Annotated in this window: 17 protein-coding genes; 4 read left to right on the top strand and 13 right to left on the bottom strand. The window is 50.7% G+C overall.

The genetic code is table 11. The features are described 5' to 3' along the window. Positions 1 to 485 precede the first annotated feature (485 nt). Positions 486 to 2507, top strand: a complete 2022-nt coding sequence (locus tag BLR44_RS06930) for a GmrSD restriction endonuclease domain-containing protein (protein ID WP_089680596.1) — start codon at positions 486 to 488, stop codon at positions 2505 to 2507. A gap of 136 nt (positions 2508 to 2643) precedes the next feature. On the opposite strand, the gene BLR44_RS06925 is transcribed toward BLR44_RS06930, so the two are convergent. The 7 genes from BLR44_RS06925 to BLR44_RS06895 form a co-directional block, all read right to left on the bottom strand. Then, complete coding sequence (locus BLR44_RS06925; RefSeq protein ID WP_089680594.1) at positions 2644 to 3774, bottom strand: AAA family ATPase; 1131 nt, start codon at positions 3772 to 3774, stop codon at positions 2644 to 2646. A 443-nt stretch (positions 3775 to 4217) separates the two neighbouring features. Further along, the gene (locus BLR44_RS06920) at positions 4218 to 5096 is read right to left on the bottom strand and encodes a hypothetical protein (protein ID WP_089680592.1); all 879 of its coding nucleotides are present in this window, start codon (positions 5094 to 5096) and stop codon (positions 4218 to 4220) included. A 13-nt stretch (positions 5097 to 5109) separates the two neighbouring features. Further along, on the bottom strand, positions 5110 to 6339 hold the full coding sequence (locus tag BLR44_RS06915) for a site-specific integrase (protein WP_089680590.1): 1230 nt from the start codon (positions 6337 to 6339) through the stop codon (positions 5110 to 5112). A 239-nt stretch (positions 6340 to 6578) separates the two neighbouring features. Further along, on the bottom strand, positions 6579 to 7757 hold the full coding sequence (locus tag BLR44_RS06910) for an aldose epimerase family protein (protein ID WP_089680588.1): 1179 nt from the start codon (positions 7755 to 7757) through the stop codon (positions 6579 to 6581). 88 nt (positions 7758 to 7845) lie between these two features. Beyond that, positions 7846 to 9762, bottom strand: coding sequence for an AAA domain-containing protein (locus BLR44_RS06905; protein ID WP_089680793.1), 1917 nt, complete (start codon positions 9760 to 9762; stop codon positions 7846 to 7848). A 39-nt stretch (positions 9763 to 9801) separates the two neighbouring features. Further along, on the bottom strand, positions 9802 to 10707 hold the full coding sequence (locus tag BLR44_RS06900; protein ID WP_089680586.1) for an alpha/beta fold hydrolase: 906 nt from the start codon (positions 10705 to 10707) through the stop codon (positions 9802 to 9804). Between the two features lie 73 nt (positions 10708 to 10780). Further along, on the bottom strand, positions 10781 to 11377 hold the full coding sequence (locus tag BLR44_RS06895) for a Crp/Fnr family transcriptional regulator (protein WP_089680584.1): 597 nt from the start codon (positions 11375 to 11377) through the stop codon (positions 10781 to 10783). Positions 11378 to 11637: 260 nt separating this feature from the next. On the opposite strand from BLR44_RS06895, the gene BLR44_RS06890 reads away from it, so the two are divergent. Next, on the top strand, positions 11638 to 13059 hold the full coding sequence (locus tag BLR44_RS06890; protein WP_089680582.1) for an MBL fold metallo-hydrolase RNA specificity domain-containing protein: 1422 nt from the start codon (positions 11638 to 11640) through the stop codon (positions 13057 to 13059). Between the two features lie 55 nt (positions 13060 to 13114). On the opposite strand, the gene BLR44_RS06885 is transcribed toward BLR44_RS06890, so the two are convergent. The 3 genes from BLR44_RS06885 to BLR44_RS06875 all read right to left on the bottom strand — a co-directional run bounded on the left by BLR44_RS06885 (position 13115) and on the right by BLR44_RS06875 (position 16229). Beyond that, the gene (locus tag BLR44_RS06885) at positions 13115 to 14107 is read right to left on the bottom strand and encodes a T9SS type A sorting domain-containing protein (RefSeq protein ID WP_089680580.1); all 993 of its coding nucleotides are present in this window, start codon (positions 14105 to 14107) and stop codon (positions 13115 to 13117) included. Positions 14108 to 14394: 287 nt separating this feature from the next. Next, positions 14395 to 15165 carry a LytR/AlgR family response regulator transcription factor gene (locus BLR44_RS06880; protein ID WP_089680578.1) on the bottom strand — a complete coding sequence of 257 codons (771 nt, stop codon included), beginning with the start codon at positions 15163 to 15165 and terminating at the stop codon, positions 14395 to 14397. Next, positions 15165 to 16229, bottom strand: coding sequence for a sensor histidine kinase (locus BLR44_RS06875; RefSeq protein WP_245705990.1), 1065 nt, complete (start codon positions 16227 to 16229; stop codon positions 15165 to 15167). The genes BLR44_RS06880 and BLR44_RS06875 overlap by 1 nt, the downstream gene beginning before the upstream one ends. 253 nt (positions 16230 to 16482) lie before the next feature. On the opposite strand from BLR44_RS06875, the gene BLR44_RS06870 reads away from it, so the two are divergent. Together BLR44_RS06870 and BLR44_RS06865 are read left to right on the top strand one after the other, a co-directional pair. Next, positions 16483 to 19251: an outer membrane beta-barrel family protein gene (locus BLR44_RS06870; protein ID WP_089680576.1), complete on the top strand. Its 2769-nt coding sequence runs from the start codon at positions 16483 to 16485 to the stop codon at positions 19249 to 19251. A 129-nt stretch (positions 19252 to 19380) separates the two neighbouring features. Continuing rightward, positions 19381 to 20022 (top strand): YceI family protein, encoded by a 642-nt coding sequence (locus BLR44_RS06865; RefSeq protein WP_089680574.1) that lies wholly within the window; start codon positions 19381 to 19383, stop codon positions 20020 to 20022. A gap of 60 nt (positions 20023 to 20082) precedes the next feature. Here BLR44_RS06865 and BLR44_RS06860 read toward each other — a convergent pair whose 3' ends face one another. From BLR44_RS06860 to BLR44_RS06850, 3 genes are all read right to left on the bottom strand, one after another. Beyond that, positions 20083 to 20355: a hypothetical protein gene (locus BLR44_RS06860; protein WP_218127022.1), complete on the bottom strand. Its 273-nt coding sequence runs from the start codon at positions 20353 to 20355 to the stop codon at positions 20083 to 20085. 50 nt (positions 20356 to 20405) lie between these two features. Then, positions 20406 to 20969, bottom strand: a complete 564-nt coding sequence (locus BLR44_RS06855; RefSeq protein ID WP_143017163.1) for a hypothetical protein — start codon at positions 20967 to 20969, stop codon at positions 20406 to 20408. Between the two features lie 256 nt (positions 20970 to 21225). After that, positions 21226 to 22575, bottom strand: a complete 1350-nt coding sequence (locus tag BLR44_RS06850; protein ID WP_089680569.1) for a saccharopine dehydrogenase C-terminal domain-containing protein — start codon at positions 22573 to 22575, stop codon at positions 21226 to 21228. Positions 22576 to 23195 lie beyond the last annotated feature (620 nt).

The following is a 23195-nucleotide window of genomic DNA, read 5'->3' as shown; positions in this document are numbered from 1 at the left end:
TTTTCACATCTAGTAAAGGAAATTTCCTGCCATTTTGGAAATTGGTTATTGTATGCCAACTGGTAAGCCTTGACATCAGTACATGATGAAATAGGGTCTATCTATTCAAACGTGCTTCACAATGCCTGAAAATGGCCTAACCCAGGCTGGCAACTATTTCAGTACTATTCCATGAGCATTGCTTTGTATGGCTGTAGATAACTGGAACTTGCTGAGTATTCGTAAAACTATAATCGTGAGAACAAGCGATGAAAATATAGGTAAAAATAGAGTTGTATGCCTCTGAATTGCTTGCGAAGTGTACCACCCTTTACCTTTAATCGCTGCTTAGAATGGCTTTGCTATTAATACAAAAGCCCACGAAATCCTAAGTAAAAAATAAAGTCTATTTAGTCTAGGCTATTATAATTTGTACTAGATAGATACATCGTTTTGTGAAAATATTAATAATACCTACTTTTCTGATCGTAACCACCAAATATCTAATGGAGCAAACACAATCAATTAAGAACCTTATTGAAGATATAGATGCTAAGAAGATATTTTTACCAGAATTTCAAAGAGATTTTGTATGGGAAGTATCAAAAACATACGATTTATTCGACTCCTTGATCAAAGATATATTTATAGGAGCAATTATTTATGGAATACCTTCATTTGATATTGCAGTAAGGGAGATAGATAACCGAAGAAAGATAACGAAAGGCAGGAAGAGGCCTTCATTAGAAATTAAGACTGTAACGAAGTCTGAAATAGAAAAAATCAATAAGACAGGGGGAAATTTCAGATTGATACTAGATGGTCAACAAAGATCAACTTCAATATATAGAGCATTAAAGGGAACAGATGAAATTTGGTTCATAGCAAAAAGTGAAGATGAGATAGAAAGCCCATCTTTTGAAAGTGCGAAACTAGAAGAACTGCTTGAAGAGATTACAGGGGAACAAAGTTCAGAAAGACTTTCAATTCGCTTATCTGATGTTTGGGAGATTGAGCAAAATGATTATGATGAAGACGATGTAAAGGAGAAATTTTTCTTCACTTCTACTTATTACAAAAATTATAGTAGTACAGCGGGGTTTGACTTTAAAGGAGAATTCAAAAAATTTAGGAATTTAAAAAAAAAGATTGCCGACTTATTTAAGTCTGAGAAGCTTCTTTCTTTCTATTTACTGGATATGAATCTTGAGAAGTTTGTAGTGTTTTTTGAAAGAAGTAACACGCGAGGGGTTCAGCTAAATTTCATTGATATACTAGCTGCAAAGCTCTATACTGGCAATTTCAACCTAAAAGAAAAGATAAAAGAGTTTGAGCAAAAGCATCAAAACTACAATCTAATTCCGGAAATAATTGTTCGTGCCATTGCTTATAGAAAAAGTTCTCCTAAAGAGATAAACAGAAATTATATTCTCACCTCTCTTAATGCAGAGGATTTTAAGGAGTGGTGGGATAAAATATGCTTGAGTTACAAGAGGACATTAGATTATTTATATGATAACCACTATATCATATCTCAGGATTGGATTCCCTATGACAATATGATGATTCCCTTAATAAACTTTGTTAATGAAATAGGAGGAGATTATCATTTTATGAGTTCAAAGCAAAAGCGATTTATTGATTTTTGGTATTGGAATTCAATTTTTTCATTGAGATACTCAGGTTCATCTAACGAACGTATCATAGAAGATTCTAACGCGTTGACTATTATTGCCAATGATAAAAAAATAACTTACCTAAGCTTCTTTAATAAGTTAACAAAAATTCAAACCTTATCAGTAGAAGATATATATTCATTTGATAAAAAAGCAAATGCAGTTTATAAGGGTTTACTGAATATCATAAGCTATGAGAAAAAAGGGTTGCTGAACTGGAATAATGATGCAAAACTTTCACTTAATTCAACTCTCGAGGATCACCACATTTTTCCAAAGAGTTATCTTAACAAGTCTCTTACCAATGAAATAGATAGAGATTTAATAGATTGTGTAGCTAACAGAACACTTGTTCCAAAAATCCAGAATATCAGAATAAGTGATCAACCTCCATCAGAATATCTATCAACGATCCAACTAGTTAACCCCAATATAGGGCGATCATTAGAAAGTCACTTAATTACTAGTGAATTGCTGACTGGTGAGTATGATAAGGAATTCAATTTCTTTGTAGAACTAAGAGCTAGTGCAATATTTGACATTGTGAACAAGCATGTGATTGTTCCAAAGGATTCGATTAAAGAAGAATTTTATGAGGAGGTTAGATTTGAAGAAACAGCTAATATCAATGTATACTGCTCTTATAAGTCAAACAAGGCTAGCGCTGTTTTCAATCCATCAACTGCAAAGATCTTTTATAAAGGTGATCTTTACGAGAGCCCAAGTGCAGCTGCTAATGCTGTAAAAATAGATTTAGGTGCTCCTGAACATACCACTGAAAATGGGTGGACATTTTGGAAGTTCGTTGATGAAAGCGGGATGGAAAAGCGGATCAACGAATTCAGAAAGTAAATGACAGGATAAGCAAATGAGCCTAACACAACGTGTTAAGCCCATTTAATTGTCTGTCTAGTCCAACGGTACTATAAATTAGACTGCTTAGATTTTGTCTGTCAAATCCAACATATAGTGCTTTGGATTGGATAGATTATTCTTCTGTTGGCTCATCTAAAGAATCTCCCTCTTCTACGTTATTCTGATCACCAAAAAGATCTAACTTTTTATAGGTTTTATCTTCTTTGATAATCTTCATTTCCTCAGTCAACTGTTTCAGGTATGGATACAATGTAGATCTCCCGATGATGCCAGTTTTTACAAATTCATCCATGAGTTCTTTGGTTGTTTTACCTTCAGGTTTCTCACAAATAGACTTATAAACTGCCATCAAGTTACTAGGGTCTGACCTTCCATCATTTTCACCAAGCACTTCCCATTCAGCTTTTTCTCCTTGCGCCTCAATAATTAGCGTATCGTTGATGGCAAAGAGAGTAACTTTATCTACTTCTTCTTGCTTGTATCGAAAAACAATCTCCTTAACATATCTTGTACCGGATGATGTTCTGTTGATACCAAGGCAAAAATCAGCTTCCTGAATAAGTACCCTGCTACCTGCAACACTGTCAATCGTGAGAGGCTTACCCATTTGTTTTGGAGTATGGTGAATCACAACAAGAGTACATTTCGCTAAATAGCTTAACTCTCGTAGTTTCATCATCAAAGCATTGGCTGTCTTACTATCCTCGATCTGTCCATTTGTCAATCGTGTAAGTGAGTCGATGAAAACTATATCTGGCTTTTGTTCAAGCAACAGCTTCACCAACGTCTTCCAGTTTGCAGAGGAGTGAATGAATCGCGGAAAGGCTTCTGTTACTACATGATAGTTTTTCCGCCATTCTGCTGATCCAGCCAATTTATCAAAATAGGCAGCTTGCTTTTCGTTACGTTTGATTCTGGCACTTGGAAACTCCTCACAGGAGACGAATAACACCTTTTCCGGTGATTCTTCCTTTTTCGCTAATGGCTTTTTTAAGAACTGAGTTTGACCACTAGCAATTGCCATACCCAAGCATTCACAGAAAATAGTTTTACCACTTTTGCTGCTGCCTATCACGTACCCATACCCACCTTTATTGATGCCTGACCATTCAAACAAGATGTCTTCCAAATCTTTGTAAGATTCTAGCATCTCATCTAAAGGTAAAGCAAGAGGTGGATCACCTCGTGATTCTTTAGGCGTATTGTCCTGATTTCTTTCATCAGGCTCTTCATGTTCTAACATCACAAATTGTTTAAGATTCAATAAATTGCATTTATTCAACAATAGCTCTAGGCTCCATTTGAAGAAAAGCTATACACCAATTTGTTGGAGGCTAGTTCCTTTCACACCTCCAACGCCGGTAACGAAAGCTTACTAATAACGTAAGCTTGCAGCATCTGAAGGCTTTATGCCTCGGTTCTGAAGTCTGTGATGTATTTGTAAGCGTTACCTTGTAACTGGTCACAAATATTTTTGTCACGTAATTACATCTCTTTACCGTTATATGAATTATGTAACAAAGATAGAGTGCTGCCTACCAACCAATTGCACTTTGCAAAGTCAATGCATAGAACTCGTATAGTGTAAAAAGTAAAAAGCGTGCCCACATTACAGTGAGCACGCTTTCATTAACAAAAAGAAAATAAAATTTTATCGTTATACAATCGCTATTTGCATAGTATGGGTCAACTATGCTTGCTTTTCTTTTTTTCCATCCCTGAAAATATTTCGCTTAGAAGGGCAAGGAACGAATTCTTTAGTGCGTCTGAAGCACTTCCTGCAAGTGTTCTTAATTCAGAATTTATCCTATCATATATAAACGCATTTTCGATTGCTTTCCAGTTAGTATAACCGTGCATTACATTAAACTTATTGTGCAGGGTAGAAAATAGAACTGCTAGCTCAGATGGACTCCCCTTCCAATGCATAGTATTTTCTAAAGGTCTATTTGTAAATAGGCGAACAAAATCCTCTCTTGTATTATTAGCAAGTAACCCTCGATTTGTTAATTGCTTATGCAGATCTATAATCTTATCGCTATAATTAAAGTATTTATCGCCTATATAGTCTGAATCGAGACTAAGCTTGGCTCCTTTCTTCCGTCTTACCTTCTTAACAGGGAAAACGCTAACAGTATAATTTACTTGTATTTTATCTTCAATACACTGTAATAATTCCTGAATATATGTTTTAATTGACGGATATTTTTTGTAGAGGTCTTGGTTGCCATCGTCAGTCAGATAACCCAGAAGAATTCCTTTCTCATGGTTAAGATAAGGTATTCGATTTTCTATGTTAAGCTGCTTTAAATCCTTGTCAATTAAGGAGATTGCTTCTAAGATTAAATCGTGAGATGCTTTGCTAATGTCTTTTTCAAGTAGAAATTCTCTTCTATATAAACCATGCTCAGCGTCATGGTGATCGAAAGAATACGCTATAACTTTTCCGTTCTCATCAGCAACTTCTCTAAATTCATCATTGTTATGTTTGACCGCATCATACCTAGAATAGAACAATTCAATGCTTCTATCTATTGCTTTGGTTAGTTCACCCAAAGTAAACATATATTTAAATATTTCAGTTAAAAGCCTCCATCGCTTTGTCTAACTCCTCATTCACAACTTTCGCATAGATCTGAGTGGTTTTCACTGAAGTATGGCCCAATAGCTTCGAGACGTACTCTATTCGCATGCCTTTACGTAATGCTCTGGTAGCAAATGTGTGTCTACTGGTATGAAAGTGTAATACGTGAGGTATACCTGCCTCCTCCCCTATGCGCTTTAAATCTTTGTTAGCATAAGAAGAAATCGATGAGATGGCTTTAAATAAAGCTTTAGGATCTGAATAATCACGATCATTCCGTAAAAAGGGAAATATGTAGTCAGTTGGCTTCTTATCTGGTTGATCATACTCCTCGATAATTTCAATGGCACGTTTAGGCAACATTATTGATACCACAGTGTTCGTTTTGTACATGGTAAGTGTAATCTTTCCCTCTTTATAGTTCAACCATTGTAGCTGAATTACATCAGATATTCGTAATCCTCCTGCCCAACAGCAGAAGATGTATATGCTTCGATGCTGATATCTTTTACTGGCTGGCTTCAAGGGTAAGGCTTCGATAGCATCTAGTTCTTCTTCTGATAGGTAGTTCTTGGTAGTCTTTTCCAACCTCATCTTAAAACGCAAGAAAGGATTTTTCTCGTAAGGCAAATGGCCCTCCGCTATTGCTTCATTAATCAGTTTCCTGATTACGTTGAAATTGTTGTGAATAGTGTTAACAGAGTTGCCAAGACTTTCCCGCAGATAGGTTTCGTAGCTTTTCAGAAAAGTATAATCTATATCTGTGAATACAATATCCCTACTGCCTAAGTATATTTCTAGCTTCGATATCACTGATTTACCTTTACCTAATGTCCCCATTTTTTTGGATTTTTCTAATGAGGCAAGGTATCTATGAGCATACTTTAGGAAACTTTCTGAAGACTTCCCCATGATGGTTTCTTTGATCTTCTGAGGTGCTACATACTTAGAAGTAGTTTCCAGATCCAGGGCTACATCTTCTGCTTCTGACCTTTTCTTGGCAATGGCTTTATTGTACTGTTGTACTTTTAATCGCATCTCCCTGCCCTTTAACCCTTTGATCTTAACTACCTGTTGGGTTTCCTCATCCCATTCCTCTTCCAGCACCCTAATACTAAGGGCTACGAACTTTGCTTTACGATCCTTGATAATTCTCAGGTATAGGGGAGCCTTGCCAAACTTATCTTCTTTGTTGGCTTTACGCACTACTTTGACACTTGCCATAGGGGTAAAAAAGGGTTGTTGCTATCCTATAAGGTACAACAATATCAGACCAGGTACAACATTTGGTACAACAAACATTGCTTTTTTATGCAATATCATGCTTTCACATGTACCCTACACAAGCCAAAAACGCCCATTTAAAGCAAAAAAAGGATATTCAGTGCAACAAAAGCAAAACGCCGTGGGCCTGAGCAACCCACGGCGTTTTTTTTGGTAGAGCGCCGGACGTGAACAGACGCTTATTGCGCCTGCTGTACCGAAAATCTGTAGACCGTGGTTTCGTCGTAGCGCTCGCCCGGATTCAAGACCGTGCTCGGAAAGTCGGGATGATTGGGCGAATCGGGGAAGTGCTGGGTTTCCAGACAGAACCCGGCATGTTTGATGTAGCTGGCGTTACCCCGACCTGTGATGGTGCCGTCCAGAAAATTCCCGGAGTAAAACTGCACGCCCGGCTGGGTGGTGGTCACTTCCATGACACGCCCGCTCGTGGGCTCCACCACACGAACCGCTTTCTGCAACCCCTCGCCGCTGGTGCGGTTCAAGACGTAGTTATGATCGTAGCCGCCCTCCACCTGCGCGATGCGCTCGCCGATGGCGTGAGGCGCGGTGAAATCCATCGGGGTGCCCTCCACCGGCCGTTGCTCACCAGTTGGGATCAGCGTAGCGTCGACCACGGTGTAGCGGTCGGCATTGATCATCAATTCGTGCCCCAGAATGTCGTTGGATTTTCCGGCAGACAGATTGAAGTACGAGTGGTTCGTGAGGTTGACGGGCGTGGCCTTGTCGGTCTCCGCATCGTAGTGCATTTCCAGTTCGTTGTCGGGCGTCAGCGTGTAGGTCACCGTCACCTGCAAGGTACCAGGATACCCTTCTTCCCCATCGGGACTGGTGTACGACAGGCGCACCCCTACGTCATCGCCCTCTTCGAAAGGCTCAGCGTCCCACACTACTTTGTCGAAGCCTTTATTGCCGCCGTGCAGGTGGTTCGGGCCGTTGTTTTTCGCCAGTGTGTAGGTCTGTCCGTTCAGCGTAAACTTCCCGTTGGCGATGCGGTTGCCGTAGCGCCCGACCACCGCGCCGAAGTAAGGCGGCGGAATCAGGTACCCTTCCAGGTTATCGAAGCCCAGCACCACGTCACCCATTTCGCCGTTTCGGTCCGGCACCACAATGGAAGTCACGATGGCGCCGTAGTTGATGATGCCGACCTTCACCCCGCTCGGGTTGGTCAGGGTGTAAAGCGTGACGGAATCGCCTTCCGGCAGTTGTCCGAAAGGCTCCTGCGAGATGCGGGCTTCCGCCGTAGTAGTCGTCTCGGTGGAGTCGACCGTTTCGGTTTGGTCTTCGTTCGAGGGAGACGTGCACCCCACGGCAGTGGCCAGTAAGGCTGTCGCGGCAAGAAGGGAGAGGTGGTTTGACATGATGGGTTGAGATCAATAATCGGTTTCAGGGCGAAAAGTTAGAAAATCTGTGCAAACGGTTCCTATTTTTTGCACAAAAGGCTTCCGGCTACGCCATCCATTCCCACGCACTGCGGTAGGCCTGGTGCTGCTCCACGTAATCGAGAAAGCGCTGGTAGAACGGATGCGTCGAAAGCGTGGCACTGTCGCCGATCACCACCAGTTTACGCTTGGCGCGGGTCAGGGCTACGTTCATGCGGCGCGTATCGGCCAGAAAGCCCACTTCGCCGCGCTCGTTGCTGCGCACCAGACTCACGCAAATGATGTCGCGCTCCTGCCCCTGAAAACCGTCGACCGTGTTGACGGAAAGGGCCGCAATCCGCGCGATCGGATCGGCCGCCAGCCGTTCGCGAAGCAAAGTCACCTGCGCTTTGTAGGGCGAAATGATGCCAATGCGCAACGCGGCGCGCGTTTCGTCCGGCAAACTGTCGAGCAACTGCCGGAGGTGGCGCAGCAACAATGCGGCCTCTTCCGGATTGCGGAGGCTGCTGCCCTCGGGTTCGGGTTCTTCTTCGAAGCCGCTGCCCGCCGTATCGACAAACTCCAGCACGGGCCCTTCGTCGCCCAGTTGGGCCAGCCGGACCGATTCGGCCGCCTGCAACGCGCCTCCGTAAAACTCCCCGTTCGAAAAGCCCATGATGGTTTCGTGCATCCGGTACTGCACTTGCAGCATCACGTCCACACGCGGCACGACGCCTTCCGGCACCCGCACCTGTTCCATCGCTTTTTCGATCAAAGTCCGTCCGAGGCCCTGCCGCTCGGCTTCCGGCGATTTGACCGTCGGGGGGAGTTGGAAAGGATCGCCCGCCATCACCACCTTCTTCGCCTTCCGGATCGGCAGCCAACAGGCCGGTTCCAACGCCTGTGCCGCTTCGTCGATGAAGCAGACGGAGAAAAAGCGTTCTTCCAGCATGCGCTGCTGCGAGCCGACGGGCGTGGCGGTGATGACCTGCGCACTGCTCAGAATCTTGTCCAGTAGATAATCTTCGACCCGGGCGGCTTCGCGCGACAATTGCCGGGCTTCGGCCAGCAGGCGGCGGCGCTGCTCCCGCTCCGAATGGCCAAAGTTGCGTTTGTATTGCCGGGCCAGCCGGTGGTATTCGTCCGACTGCCGACGGAGTTTCTTCACTTGTGCATAGTCGGCGTGCGTGGTCAGCTGGGCATCGACCGTGTGTTGCAACTGGTCTTCGCTGACGCGCGCCGGATTGCCCACCCGCAGAACCCGCAGTCCCAGCGCGGCCAGCCGTTCGGTTAGGAGATCGACGGCCGTGTTGCTGGGCGCACAGACCAGCACTTGCGTTTCGGTGTCGAGGGTCTGCCGGATCAGTTCTACCAGCGTGGTGGTTTTGCCCGTGCCGGGAGGGCCATGGATGATGGCGACATCGCGGGCCGCCAACGCCTGCGCTACGGCCTGCCGCTGCGATTCGTTCAGGTGCGGTGCATCTACAACGGGCAGCTTGTCGAACTGCGCCTGCCGCACCCCGTAGAGCACATCGCGCAACTCGGCGAGGCGGCTATTTTTGGCGCGACGCACCTCCTGCACGGCCTCGCGCATCTCCTGGTACGTGGTGTCGTCGAACAGCAGCGTCAGTCCCAGCTTGCCTTCGTTTGCCCACTCGGGCAATTCGTCGCCCGGCAGAAAAAGCTTGACGCGGTTCTGTCCCGCATACTGAATCACACTGCTGACGGCGTCTTCCCGCTCGCGGTGGCGGCTGAAAAACTCGACGTTCCGGCCCGGCTGCAACTGATGCGACTGGTCCTGGTCCTGCGTGCGTTCCAGCTCCACGTAAAACCGCTCGCCCACGCCGTAGCCCGTTCCCGCAATGCGTACAGGATACCACGTCAGGCCTAACCGACGCCGCTCCGCCAGGGAGGTATGGATCATCTGTTCTTCGTACTGTCGCCGGTCTTCGTCGCGCTCGATCTGCAACAGTTGCAATAAATGCTGTAATGCTTCTTCCGCCATGGGCGCAAAGATGCCCATTCTGCCGGGAACGGAACGCGGTTACGGCAGAGGCTCTGCCAGAAATGCTTTTATGGCGTGGGTGACTTCTGAAGCCGCTTCTTCCGGCACGAAATGCCCTGTCCCCTCCAGGCGAAGGGCTTTGGCCTGCGGGAAATGCGCCAGAAAACGTTCCAGGTAGCGCGGCGACAGAAACCGATCTTCCATCCCCCACAGCAACAGCGTGGGTCGGTGACAGAACGCGTCGCGGGCTTCCCATAGCTGCTGAAACCACTCTTGCGCCTCCAAAAGCGAGCGGGCAAAACCCAGACTGCCGCCGCGTTCGCGCGGACGGCGGTAGGGTTTGTAATAGTGCCGGTGGATGGCCTTGGTGAGCTTGCGCCGGTCGGCAAAGGCCCGGGGAATCAGCACGCGCGGCGAAAAATTCAACCCTTTGTAGAGCAGCGGCAACAAGGGCGAGCGCAGCACTTTGCTGAACTTGATAAACGCCGGATCGTCGGCCGACGACCACGCCCACGTGTTGCAGATCACCAGCCGCGCGATGGCGGCCGGACGTTGCGTGGCGAGGTACAACCCGATGGGTCCGCCGAAATCGTGCACAACGAGCGTGATGTAATGCAGTTGTAAGGCGTCGACCAGTGCGACCAGATTTTGCGCGTGTTGCTGTACCGTGTAGGGGTAGGCCGCCGGTTTATCCGATAAACCGAACCCGATGTGGTCGGGTGCAAGGCAACGGTAATGCGCAGCCAACGCTTTGATCTGATGTCGAAACAAAAACGACCAGGTCGGTGTCCCATGGACGAACAACAACGGAGGCCCCTCCCCTTCGTCGACGTAGTGGAGTTGCGCGTCCTCCACCGTTAGGTAGTGTGCGGCAAAAGGGTATTCGGTGCGATCCAGCCAGGGCGCAGGCGGGCGAACGGCGGGGGCAGCAAGCGTAGGGTCCATGCGTTTCGAAAATCAGTGCGAAACGAAGGTAGCGGGCGACGACGCCAAAAATCTTGATCTGGATCAAGCCACGTTAGAGGCGCACGGAACCCAACAGGCGGTTGAACGTTTCGGGGGTCATGCCCAGGTACGAAGCGAGGTATTTCTGCGGAATCAGTTGCAACACGTGCGGACTTCGCGTCAGGAGGGCGCGGAAACGCTCTTCGGCCGTGAAGGACAGCAACTCGACCTGCCGGGCGGCCAGCCCTACCAGTACCGATTCCGTAGCCAGCCGAAACAAACGTTCGATGCGGGGATACGGATCGAACAGCGCATACAGCGCATCGTGCGACAGGCGCAGCATTCGACTGGGCGTCAGCGTTTCGAGGTAATAGCGGGCCGGCTGCTGCGTGAGGAACGACTCCGGAATGCCCGAGAAATTCGGCGGGTAGGTAAACGCTACCGTCACTTCCTGAGGGTGGCCGAGGGGCGTTTCTCGCAGGTGATAGCCCCGCTGCACACCTTCCAACACAAAATAGAGGTGCCGCTCCACGTCGCCCGGCCGGGTCAGCAACTGCCCCCGCTCAAATTCAACATACTGCCATCCGGCACGGAAAGCTTCCCACTCCGTTTCGTTCAGCGGCAGGAGCTGCTCCACGACCGCACGCAAACGCTGCCATTCAGATTGCATGGTTAAAGCTACGCAGTTTCGGGAAAGGTACGCGTTGCGCGCTGCTGTCTGACAAATTCATAAAATCAGAATCGTCATATTTTAAATCCACATATTTCAGTTCTGAGCAGAGAAAACGGCGCCTCTTCCCTCGGAAAAGTATAATTGTATTGTATCGCCTGTACCGTATATTTGCGGATTCGCAAAATGCGAGTGGATTTTTTGCCGGGGCGAGACGCGGACGCGGTTTAGAGACAATCGACCCCTGATCGATAAATTGCATGAAATTAACGTTCTGGGGCGCCGCCCGTCAAGTCACCGGCAGCATGTATCTGCTGGAACTAGCCAGTGATTACCGTATTCTGATCGATTGTGGAGCCGACATGGAACGCGAGGAAGTTCCCTCGACCATGCTGCCCTACCGCTCGGTCTTTCCGTTTGAGCCTTCGATGGTCAACCTGGTGCTGCTGACGCACGCCCACATCGACCATTCCGGCAACCTTCCCAACCTGGTGCGCGACGGCTACGAAGGGCAGATCCTCTGCACCGCGCCGACCATGGCGCTGTCCGAGCTGCTGTTGCACGACGCCGCCGCGCTGAACCGCCGCCGCCTGAACAAGATTCACGGCGGAAAGCGCCGCAAACACAACAAGCCGAAGATCGATACAACCGGGATGTACCTGGAGTCGCACGTGAAGGAAACGATGGAGCGCTTCGTCACGCTGGCGTTTCACCAACGATTCCGGGTGAGTCCTCAACTGGCGGTGACGTTTATTCCGGCGGGTCACCTGCTGGGCGCCGCCCACATTCTGCTGGAAATCACGGAAAATGGCGAGACCAAAACGCTGGCGTTCTCGGGCGACCTGGGCCGGAAGAATTATCCGCTGCTGGTCGACCCTGAGCCGCTCCCGGAAGTAGATTATCTGGTGTGCGAGTCGACCTACGGCAACCGACGCCATCAGGCGACGCAATCGCCCGAAACCATCATGGCCGACGTGATCAAACGCACCTGCGTCGACATGCCGGGGCGACTGATCATTCCGGCATTCAGCATTGGCCGTACGCAGGCCCTGCTCTACACCCTCAACCAGCTCAACGCCCAGCGCGGCTTTCCGTCGATCCCGGTCTTTGCCGATAGTCCGCTGGCGCTGCGCAGTACGCGCGTCTACGAGCGCTTCACCCGGCAACTCAACCAGGAAGCGCAGGAGTTTCACGAGGACTACGAAGAGCTGTTCGACTTCTCGAACCTGCATTACGTGGAAGACCTCAAACGCAGCCGTGCCATCTCCAACTACCTGGAACCCAGCATCATCATTTCTTCGTCGGGGATGGTTAGCGGTGGGCGTGTCGAGCAGCACATTCAGGTCAACCTGGGCAATCCTTACTGCACGATCCTGATGATCGGCTACGCTGCGGAAGGCACCATCGGGCACCAACTGGTGCGGGGCGACAAACAAATCAAGATGGGGAAACAGGAACTTACGGTACAGGCCCACATTGAGACGACGGACGTGTTCAGCGGCCACGGCGACCTGGACGACCTCCTCGACTTCGTCAAACACCAGAAGCCAGACCGCCTCAAAAAGGTATTTCTGAGCCACGGCGAATACCCCGATGCGATGGAAAACTTCCGGTCGGAGCTCCAGCAACTCGGTTACGACAACGTCGAAATCCCCGCCAAAGGGCAGAGTTTCCAGTTATAAAAAAAGCTCCCCCGACGTGTGCCGAGAGAGCTTTTAATGCGCTGGTGTGTTCGTGTTAGCGCACGACGTTCAGTTTGCCAGATGCTATGCCTTCCGGCGTTTCGATCGAGTAGAAATACAGTCCGCTGTTCAGGTTGCTCAGCGACAATTCCACCTGCTTGTTGCCTGCGCCCTGCAGCCCTTCTGCCAAACGCTGTACCTCACGACCCGTTACGTCGCGCAACGTCACGCTGACTTCTGAAGCCTTCGGCAGCTGATACTTCAGCGTCGCCCGGCCATTGCCCGGATTGGGATAGATGCTGGGCTGATACACCGCCGACAGATTTTTGGCTGAGGCAGCAATGGGGGATATAACAGGAAATATCAGCATATCTACGTCCAGTTGCCAGGTGCCGTCTCCAGCATTAAATGGATAGAAATTTCCATCAGCCTGCTTTTCCCAAGCTGCTTGAAAACCGGAATAGCAACCTTGCTTCGTAGAGACCACCATGATTGTATCGCCTCCGCTACCGTCAGGGATAGTGATTCCTACAAAAAATGAATCAGGTAATTGCACAGGCGTCGAAAATACAAAGGGAGTAAAGAAAGCCGTTGTATCTGCCTCTTCTATTGTAACTGGTTCACTTGTGCCTAACAAAGCACCTGGCTCACCTGCTTCTGTAGCGCCATAGACTACTCCAGAAATCTCGGTAGTAGCTACTGCTACAGACTTATACCCTACAACGACAAGTATTGAAGAGAGTTCGTAGGGCATATCTGTCCCATACTTCTGGAGTTTTTCAAGATCCCCATACACGTTAGTGCCCGTTACATAACCTCCATTATCAGTAACAGTTATAATTCTTAAGCTATCACTACACTCATCAAATAAGGAGGCTGGGTATAAAGTATCCGCATCAGCAGCAACCGAAGCAGGACGTATTCCTACCTCAGAAAGATGGGATTTGCTTTTTGAAACGTAAGGGATACCCTTTTCAGCTTGCCGCTGTTGAGCCCAGGCCGGTAATGTGCAGAACACGACCAGCAACGAGAGATAAACTTTTTTCATAGAAGGATAGGTGTTAAGATGACTTAAAAGATTTCACGAATGAACGGGTCTTCATCCGTTGCAGGGCAATCTACCGAAAAAATCGTGCCTAAGGGGCTGGTTGCGAGTGCCTTCGCGTTTTCTTACGGGTGTCCCGGTTTTCTGTTGCCACCCAAGCTTACACGATTCTGCAATAAAGCCCTCTTCTGCCCTTCCGGTTCTAGACGGCGGAGGGATTTCAATCGACGAAATTCCCCTGATGGATGCATGCCACCAACCGCCAGACAGCACGTCGCACTAACTGCATGCTACTCCGGCTGAATGTGGTTGCGGTCGATGAACTCGCGGAAGGCTTTCTTGTACGTATCGCTGATGGGAATCAGCGACTGCCCGATCTGCACTTCGTTTTTGTGGACGGCGTCGATGCCCTCCAGCGCCACGATGTAGGAGTGGTGGACGCGAATGAAATTGTCGGCGGGCAGCAGGTTTTCGAGGGTTTTGAGGCGTTGCAGGCTCACAATTTTCTGTTGCCGCGTATGAATCGCCACGTAGTCTTTCAGGCCTTCGATGTAGAGGATGTCGTCCCAGCGCACTTTGACCAGCTTGGTGCCGTCTTTGATGAAGACAAATGGCGAGGCGGCTTTTTCGGGAGGCGCGACGTTTTCCGGCCGGGGGGCCACCACGGGCGCAGGGGCCGGCGGTTCGGGCGCCGGGGCGGGTGCTTGCGGTGCGCGGCGTTTGCTGGCTTTTTCGACGGCGCGCAGAAACCGTTCCAGCGAAATGGGTTTCATCAGGTAATCGACCACGTCGAGCTCGTAGCCTTCCAGGGCGTACTCCGAGTAGGCAGTGGTCAGGATCACCAGCGGTTTGTGGTGCAGAATTTTGAGCAAGTTCAGCCCGGTAATTTCGGGCATCTGGATGTCGAGAAACAGCAGGTCGATGGGCTGGTTGCGAAGGATTTCCAGCGCGGCCAGCGGATTGGCACACGCCTCCACCAGTTGCAGCGAAGGCAACTTTTCGACGTACGAAACCAACAGGTTGCGGGCCAGTGGTTCGTCTTCTACAATCAGGCAGGTCATCAGGTCAGTTGTAGTTTCAGGCGCACGGCATAGCGGTCGGGCGTATCGTCCACGGCCAGTTCGTACTTTTGCGGGTAGGTCAGGTCGAGCCGGCGCTGCACGTTCTGCAAGCCAATGCCCGACTTTTCTTCCACCACTTTGCCGTTCACGGGTAGTTTGCTGTTTTCGATCTCGTAGACGCACTCTTGTCCGCACAGTTTGATCGAAATGTTCACCCAGCTTTCCGCATGGGTGTTGCTCACGCCGTGCTTGAACGCGTTTTCCAGAAAGGTAATGAAAATCAGCGGGGCGATGCGGGCCGTGCGCTCGGCACCTTCCACCGTAAAGCGGATCGGAATCGGGTTGTTCAGACGCAGTTTTTCCAAGCTGATGTAGTTCTCCATGTACTCGATCTCCTTGCAAAGCGAGACTTGCGGATGGTTGGAGTCGTAGAGCATGTAGCGCATCATCTGCGAGAGCTTCTCGATCACCTCCGTCGTGTTCGGCGACTGCGTAAACGCCAGGTAGTAGAGGTTGTTGAGGGTGTTGAACAGAAAATGCGGGTTGACCTGTGCTTTCAGGAAACGTAGCTCGGCCGTCAGCTTTTCGTTCTCCATTTCCTTCTTCTTGGCTTCCAGCTCGAACCACTCTTCCGCGAAGCGCAGCATCCCGATAAAGATGACGATGAACAGGGTGGTCAGGCTGACGTGAATGATGAACCGCAACGAGTAGAGGTACTCTTCCTGGTAAGTAAATCCGTCGATCAGGTAACGCTCCAGGTAGATCCGAAACGTGATGAGCAGACCGAACACACTGCCCAGCTCCAGCAAATAACGCCCTAACTTTTTGTGTTGCAGGTACCGGGGCAGCAGGTAAAAGTAGTTGGTATAGGCGATCAGCAGCAGGAACACCATCGACAACACCGCGATGATCCAGATGCGCCGCCAGTCGACCGGCTCTTCCTGGTAAAAGCCGCTGATGCGGTACAGGAAGAACGAGAGGTAGACACACCAGAACGAGATGTGCAGGATCGCTACTCGGTAACGTGGAGGAAAAGAGAGCATGCGCCGTTTGGAAGTACTCATAACAAAGCTATTTCTTTCCGTTAGCCACCGGATTGGTTTTCGTCTTGAAGGGAACAAAGATCGATGGTTCCGGCCGTTTTCTCTACGGTTTCGACCGGTCGAATATCCACCCGGAATATCGATCAAACCTCCCGAACCATCTAATATACAGTCCTATACTACATAGTTATAATTTCATTTGCGTACTCATCAACAGAAACACTATTCAGCGGGTTTTGCAAGTGCGAAGCCTCACCCCGATTGCCTCACGTGTATGAACCAAATTTTCCACTTCCGATTATCCATCGCCTCGTGCCTGCTGGTACTTTTTAGCTGTTCGGCAGCGTGGGCACAGAACAAAGGCACCGGCAAAATTTCCGGTGCGGTCATCGATGCGGCCGACCAGCAGCCCGTGTCGCTGGCTACCATTGCGCTGATGGACCTCTCGTCCGACAAACCTGTTGATGGCACCATTTGCGACGACAAGGGCGAGTTTACCCTGAAAAACATCCCGGCAGGTACGTACAAACTGTCGATCAGCTTCATCGGGTACAATACCTATACGAAATCGCCGGTCGTCATCGAAGAGCGCGGCACCAACCTGGACCTGGGCAAAATTCCGCTGACGTCCGAAACCAAGCAGTTGGAGGAAGTGGTGATTGAAGGCCAGAAGGTGATGATCGAAGAGAAAGTGGACCGTACGGTCTACAACGCCGAGAACGACGCCACGACCCGCGGTGGCGACGCGACTGACGTGCTGCGCCGCGTGCCGATGTTGTCGGTCGACATGGACGGCAACGTTTCGCTGCGCGGTAGCCAGAACATCCGGGTGCTGATCAACAACCGCCCGTCGACCATCACAGCCGGGAGCATTGCCGACGCACTGAAGCAGATTCCGGCCGACCAGATCAAATCGGTGGAAGTGATTACGTCGCCTTCGGCCCGCTACGACGCCGAAGGAACCGGCGGCATCATCAACATCATTACGACCAAAACCACCAAAACGGGCGCGCAGCTCAGCATCAACAGCAGCGTGGGCACACGTAGCTCCAACCTGGGCGTCAACGGCAGTTACAAACCCGGCAAGATGTCATTCTCGCTGGGTGGCTTCGGACGCTTTGGATACAACACGCCCGGTAGTTTCGAAAACCGGCAGATTACCGACCCGCAAGGTGAGTCGCCGCTGCTGACGACCCAGTACGCCGACACGCGCAACCGCATGATGTTCGGTCGTTACACATTCGGTTGGGATTACGACATCAACCCGCAGAACTACCTGAACGGCTCGGTGCAATACGGCCTGCGGCGGTTCAACATGTTCCAGGACGGACTGTTGTCGCAGACGTTCTCGGGGCCGACTTTCGCCGATCTGGTTTCGGCCAGCCTGCGCGACGTCAACATGAAAGACGCTTCCGGCACCGTCGACGTCAGCCTGAACTACACGCACTCGTTCAAAAAGCCGCAACGCGAACTGTACCTGCTGACGCTCTACAGCCGCAACGACGCCGTCAACAATTTTGTGAACGACGTCTACAACAATGAACAGAGCACCATTACCAGCAGCCTGAAGAATGAGAACAACAGCCTGAACGAGGAAATTACGCTGGAAGCCGATTACCAGACGCCCATCGGCAAAACGCAGATGCTGGAAACCGGCGCGAAAGACATCATCCGGAAAGTAACGAGCGACTACAAGTACTTTACGGCCGACGACAACGGCTCGTACGTGCCCATTGCCGACGCCGACCTCTCCAACTCGTTCGATTACCTGCAGAACATTGCGGCGGCCTACGCCTCGTACACGCTGAGTACCAAAAACATGTACAGCGTTAAGGGCGGGTTGCGTTACGAGTATACGACGATTCAGGCGCAATTTGTCGGGCAAGAGCCGTTGGATATTCCGGCGTACGGTGTGCTGGTGCCTAGCCTGAACCTGTCGAAAAAGCTGGGCAACGGCAACATGGTGAAAGCGGCGTATAACCGGCGGATTCAGCGGCCGTCGCTGCAATTCCTCAACCCCAATATTCAAGCATCCAACCCCCTCAACATCACCGAAGGGAACCCGGAACTGCGGCCGGAGTTTACCAATAACTTCGAGCTTTCGTACAGCACGTACCTGAAAGGACTTTCGTTGAACCTGTCGACGTTTGCCCGCAACACCAATAACTCAATTCAGAGCCTGCGCGACATCCTCGGCGACACCGTACGCACAACTTACCGCAACATCGGTCGTGAGAACGCCTTCGGGTTCAGCCTCTTCGCCAACATCAGCATTTCGAACAAATTCTCGCTAAACGGCGGCACTGACGTGTATTACGCCGACCTGCGCAACAACGTACCGGACCCGCTGTACAACGCGCACAACCAGGGCTGGGTCACCAGCTACCGTCTGTTTGGGAACTACACCATCGGCAACGGATGGGCCCTGCAAGCGTTCTCGTTCATGCGCGGCCGGCAGGTAGAACTGCAAGGTTACCGCGGAGGCTTCGGGATTTACAGCCTGAGCTTACAGAAAGAGTTTGCCGAGAAGCGTGGCAGCATCGGGCTAGGTGCCGAAAACTTCTTCAACTTCAATGGGTTCCGCATCAACAGTCAGGTAACCACGCCGGTGATCGACCAATCGAGCACAATGGTGATGCGCAACATGAGCTTTAAGGTCAACTTCAGCTACCGTATCGGGAAAATGGATCAGGATGCTGGTTCGCGGCGCCGTCGGCGGAGCATCAACAACGACGACCTGAAAGAAGGCGGCGATGGAGGTGGCATGCAAATGGGCGGTGATTCAGGAGGCGGCGCACCCGCGGGCGGCGCACCGGCACGCGGCCGAGGCCCTGCCCCTACTCCACCGGCGGGCGACAAGCAACGTCCCGATGGTTCGGGTGCTGCACCAACTCCGGCTCCGGCCTATCAATCGACTACCGACAGCACCCAGGCGACTCCTCAACCGCCGGTGCCCACGCAGGAACTACCGGCTGAGACGCCAACGCAAACGCCAGGTGCTGCGCCCCAGACGCCGAGCGGGCACCTCGACAAAAAGGACTAAAGATCAGATGTTGATGTTACACACCACGTTCGCACTTCCTCAGCAAGACGAGCGTGGTGTTTTTATAAGTACACCGATCGTATTTTCCTACTTTTTACCTTAATCTCAACGCCATGATGTATCCTTTTCATGAAAACCCTCTCCCTTTCGTTTGCCCTTCTGCTGGCCGCGTTTTCTACCCGTTTTAACAACACCACGCCAGCGTTACGCCCATCTGCCCCGGTAGCGGCCACCACGTTTGTAGTCGATACCGACCAAAGCGAACTCGTCTGGACTGCCACCAAAGTAGGCGGAGAACACACCGGCACCGTCAAACTTTCGCAAGGGCAACTCACCGCCGACGGCAAAGCCCTGACGGGCGGTTCGTTCACGATAGACATGACGACCATCACCGATACGGACATCACCAATGCGGATTTCAACGCCCGGCTGACCAACCACCTCAAATCCGACGATTTCTTTTCGGTCGAGCGTCATCCCACCGCTACCTTCGTCATGACCAAGGCCACGCCCCTGGCACAGGCGAAAAGCGGCCAGCCCAACTACACCATTGCGGGCGATCTGACCATCAAAGGCATTACCAAACCAATCTCCTTTCCGGCCACCGTCACGGTATCGGGCAGCGGCGTCAACGCTACGGCCCGTTTCGAACTGAACCGGCTGAACTGGGACTTGCAGTACCGCTCCAGCCTGCTGGGTACAGCGGCGGACAAGATCATCCACGACGACTTCACCATCGCGCTGACGCTGGTAGCCCAGCCCCAGCAGTAAAAGCAAAAGGGCACCGCACGGTGCCCTTGCTACTTTTCAATCTTGAGGGTGAAACTCGCGCTACACGTGGCCGCCCTCTTCCAAATCGCGCTTCAGGTTGTAAACCCACGCCCTGAAGTTGGCGTTTGAAGGATCGCGCCGGTATGCCTCTACGCGTCGGTCGGCGGTGGCAGACAACTTGCTGTTCAGTTGAGGATCGGGCAATTGTCCGGCCATGGCTTGCAATTCCCGGAAGTACCTTTCCAGTTGGGCACCATCCCGAGGAGTATTGCGCAGCCCGTCCAGGCGGGTATAAATCGCACGTATTTTTTCGCGAAGGTGTGTGTCTTTCACCGCCATACCGATGTGTTGGTCTGAGATGTCGGGCGTAATGCTCGTACGCTTTAAGTGTTGGGGGGCGTCCCGGCAGTGGCCGGAATGGTCAGCATCTCGAGATCATACCCATAGTCACCTTCTTCGTCCCACAACAGAACGTATTTCAGAAACTTTTCAATGTGCTTGATAATCAGCTTACTGTTTAGCTGAGCCGGGTCAATAATGCCGATGACGGGGGGCTCGCCAATGTATTCGCGAAGTTCGTCGACCGTAGGCATCGACACCCACACGTGAATCATGCCGTTGGCCATTTGAGAGTAGTTAAGGCCCCCGCCTTTCATGAAGTAGGACTTGTTTTCCCGGGTAAACTTGTCTTCGTAGTGAATGCCCAACTGTTTGAGAGGGAAGCTCAGGCTGACCTGTTCCATGTTCGAGTACTCGTTGTTGGTTCGCACCTGCCAATCGAGCTCTACCTCCTTTTCTATTTGTTGCAGGATTTGCAATAGGACCTGTTTATTTCTTTGCCAAGCACTGCGGCGTAAAGAAATTTTTTCCAGCATCTGCACATACTGGTCAGCCAACGCAACGATGTGGCTGTTCTGATAATCTGGGTCATCTAAAAGATTAACCATACTGTAATATATACTAAATACTATACTGGTGACGCAACTCTCTCTCCCCGAGTTAAATCCTTCGAAACTACCTCACAATTCTTTTCGAAGGCAAGCCCACTTTAATCTCAAGAAAATAGTGGTAGGAAACAATATTATTCGACGAATGAAAGAAATAAACCGGATTATACCATCTTCCTTCGGCCCCAGCAGCGTCAGGAAGAAGACTTAGCAGCGAATGTAATTATATTGATCTACTTAATTCCTTATTATATCACTATAAACCAGGACTTGGCTCCGATTGCATCTCTTCCTGAAAGCAGATCCCTAACGAAGCCAGCATGCGCAGGGCAGGTTGATAGACTTCCCGCGCCGTTGGGATGTGTACACCGCGCTGCGACAACCGCTCCTGCAACAGCAATACAGCCACAACACCCAGAGTAAGCCCTACGGTTTTTGCCATCGCCGTTTGTGCAGCATCGTCGCCCGTCAGGACCAACGAGGCAACTTTGGTATGCCGGTGTCCGTCCAGTTGATAGGCTAATTGGTGTTGCATGACGATCATATCCCGGTCCGTCGGTGCTAACGCCCAGCGACGTTCCAAAATTCCCTGTAATAATTGGGCCGGCGTTCCGGAAGGGACGCCGAGCCGTTCTTCGCCAAACAAACCTAACCACTTGAGGCAAGTCATTTCAGAACCGTTGGGGTCGAGCGAGAGGTAACGGGCCAGGGTCTGTTGGACCTGCTCGGGCGGGTGCGGTGGCAAAAATGTGCCCAGCCATGTCCGCAACGTCAAATCGCGCGCCCCCTCCATCCAGTAGCGATCGTCGGTCAGCCCCAACTGTACGAGCGCATTCCAGGCACGGCAAAACCCGGGACGCCGCAGCGTGCCGCGCAGCAACGTAGTGGCGTGCGTCAGGCCGTATACGTCTTGGTAATGAATCGAATCGCGGTTCACGTAGGCCTCAAACTCCCCCCAGCCTTCAACGTGTACAGGTGTGGTTTGCTCGAATAAACGTCCGTAGGGAATGTATTTCCGCGACCCTTCGTGGAGATAGCAGCCACCCGCTTGCCCAGCCAGCACGATGTTGCGCGGATTCCAGGTCAGTTTGTAATGCCACGGATTGGTATCCGACTCCGGTGCAATCAACCCGCCGCAATAAGAATGGAATGCCGTTACCTTACCACCTGCCTCCCGAACGTCATCGATCATCTCCATAGCGGACATGTGGTCGATACCAGGGTCCAGCCCGCATTCGTTCATGAACAGGAGGTTGCGTTGCCGCGCTTCCTTATCCAGGGCGGCCATCTCCGGGCTAACGTACGACGCCGTCAGCAGGTGACAGCCCTGCTCCAGACAGACAGTGGCAACTTGCGGATGCAACGGAGGAGGCAGCAACGAGATCACCAACGAAACAGACACCAGCGCGGCACGCAGCGCCTCCGGATCGGCAATGTCGAGCGCAAAGGATTCGACCTGGGCGAGGTGCGCGGTTTTGGCCTGAACCAGTTCCAGCGACTGATCAGCCACTTGCAGGTGCCACCCGTGCAAGGCTGCCTGAGCATGTAAGTATTCGATGAGAACGGTGGCGGAGCGCCCCGCCCCTAGGACAAGAATTTTCTTCATGGTGCCGCTGTCTGGTCCCGGAATGTAAGCAAAATCCGCTGCGGTGCACGTCCGGCGGTGCCTAAAAAGGGCAGATGTGCCGCAAAGGCGTTGTACAAAACTAGGTAACCTGCTGCCTGCCGAACCGATCGCCGCCGGTTGCCACCCGGTTCCCCACTGCGCATGGCCCGTTTTACCCCTGGGTTGCGGCCGCGCTCTCGCCGCTCCGCCCGACGCAGCCTGCACGCGCCACGGTCCTGGTTCATTTCTTCGCTACAGCAGCGCATTTTTCTTACAAACTGCCTGACATCGGCTTCCGAAAACCCGAGTCAATTTCTACAAAACAGGTAATATAAATGACGAAACAGGCACCAGCTCAGCCTTTTAGCTAGCTTTTTTTCTACTAACAGAATGTATTTCCCGCTTTTTTGTCAGGGTAGAAACGTGCGCATCTCCCTTAATCGCCTGTAAGCTAACTTTTTACGAGGCCACCTCTGCCAATCCTGCCTCTTCCCCGTTTTTCTTACGCAAGGCACTAAGTATCAGGGAATACAAAATCTAATCCATGTAAAATAGATTCTTTTGAGTGCAGGAATTGCAAAGCTCTCGGGCAAGCAAAACCACAAAGCATTTTATATCAC

Origin of the sequence: Catalinimonas alkaloidigena, assembly GCF_900100765.1 — a bacterium.
In the GTDB taxonomy this organism is placed as follows: domain Bacteria; phylum Bacteroidota; class Bacteroidia; order Cytophagales; family Flexibacteraceae; genus Mooreia; species Mooreia alkaloidigena.
This window is presented reverse-complemented; position numbering and strand designations above follow the sequence as displayed.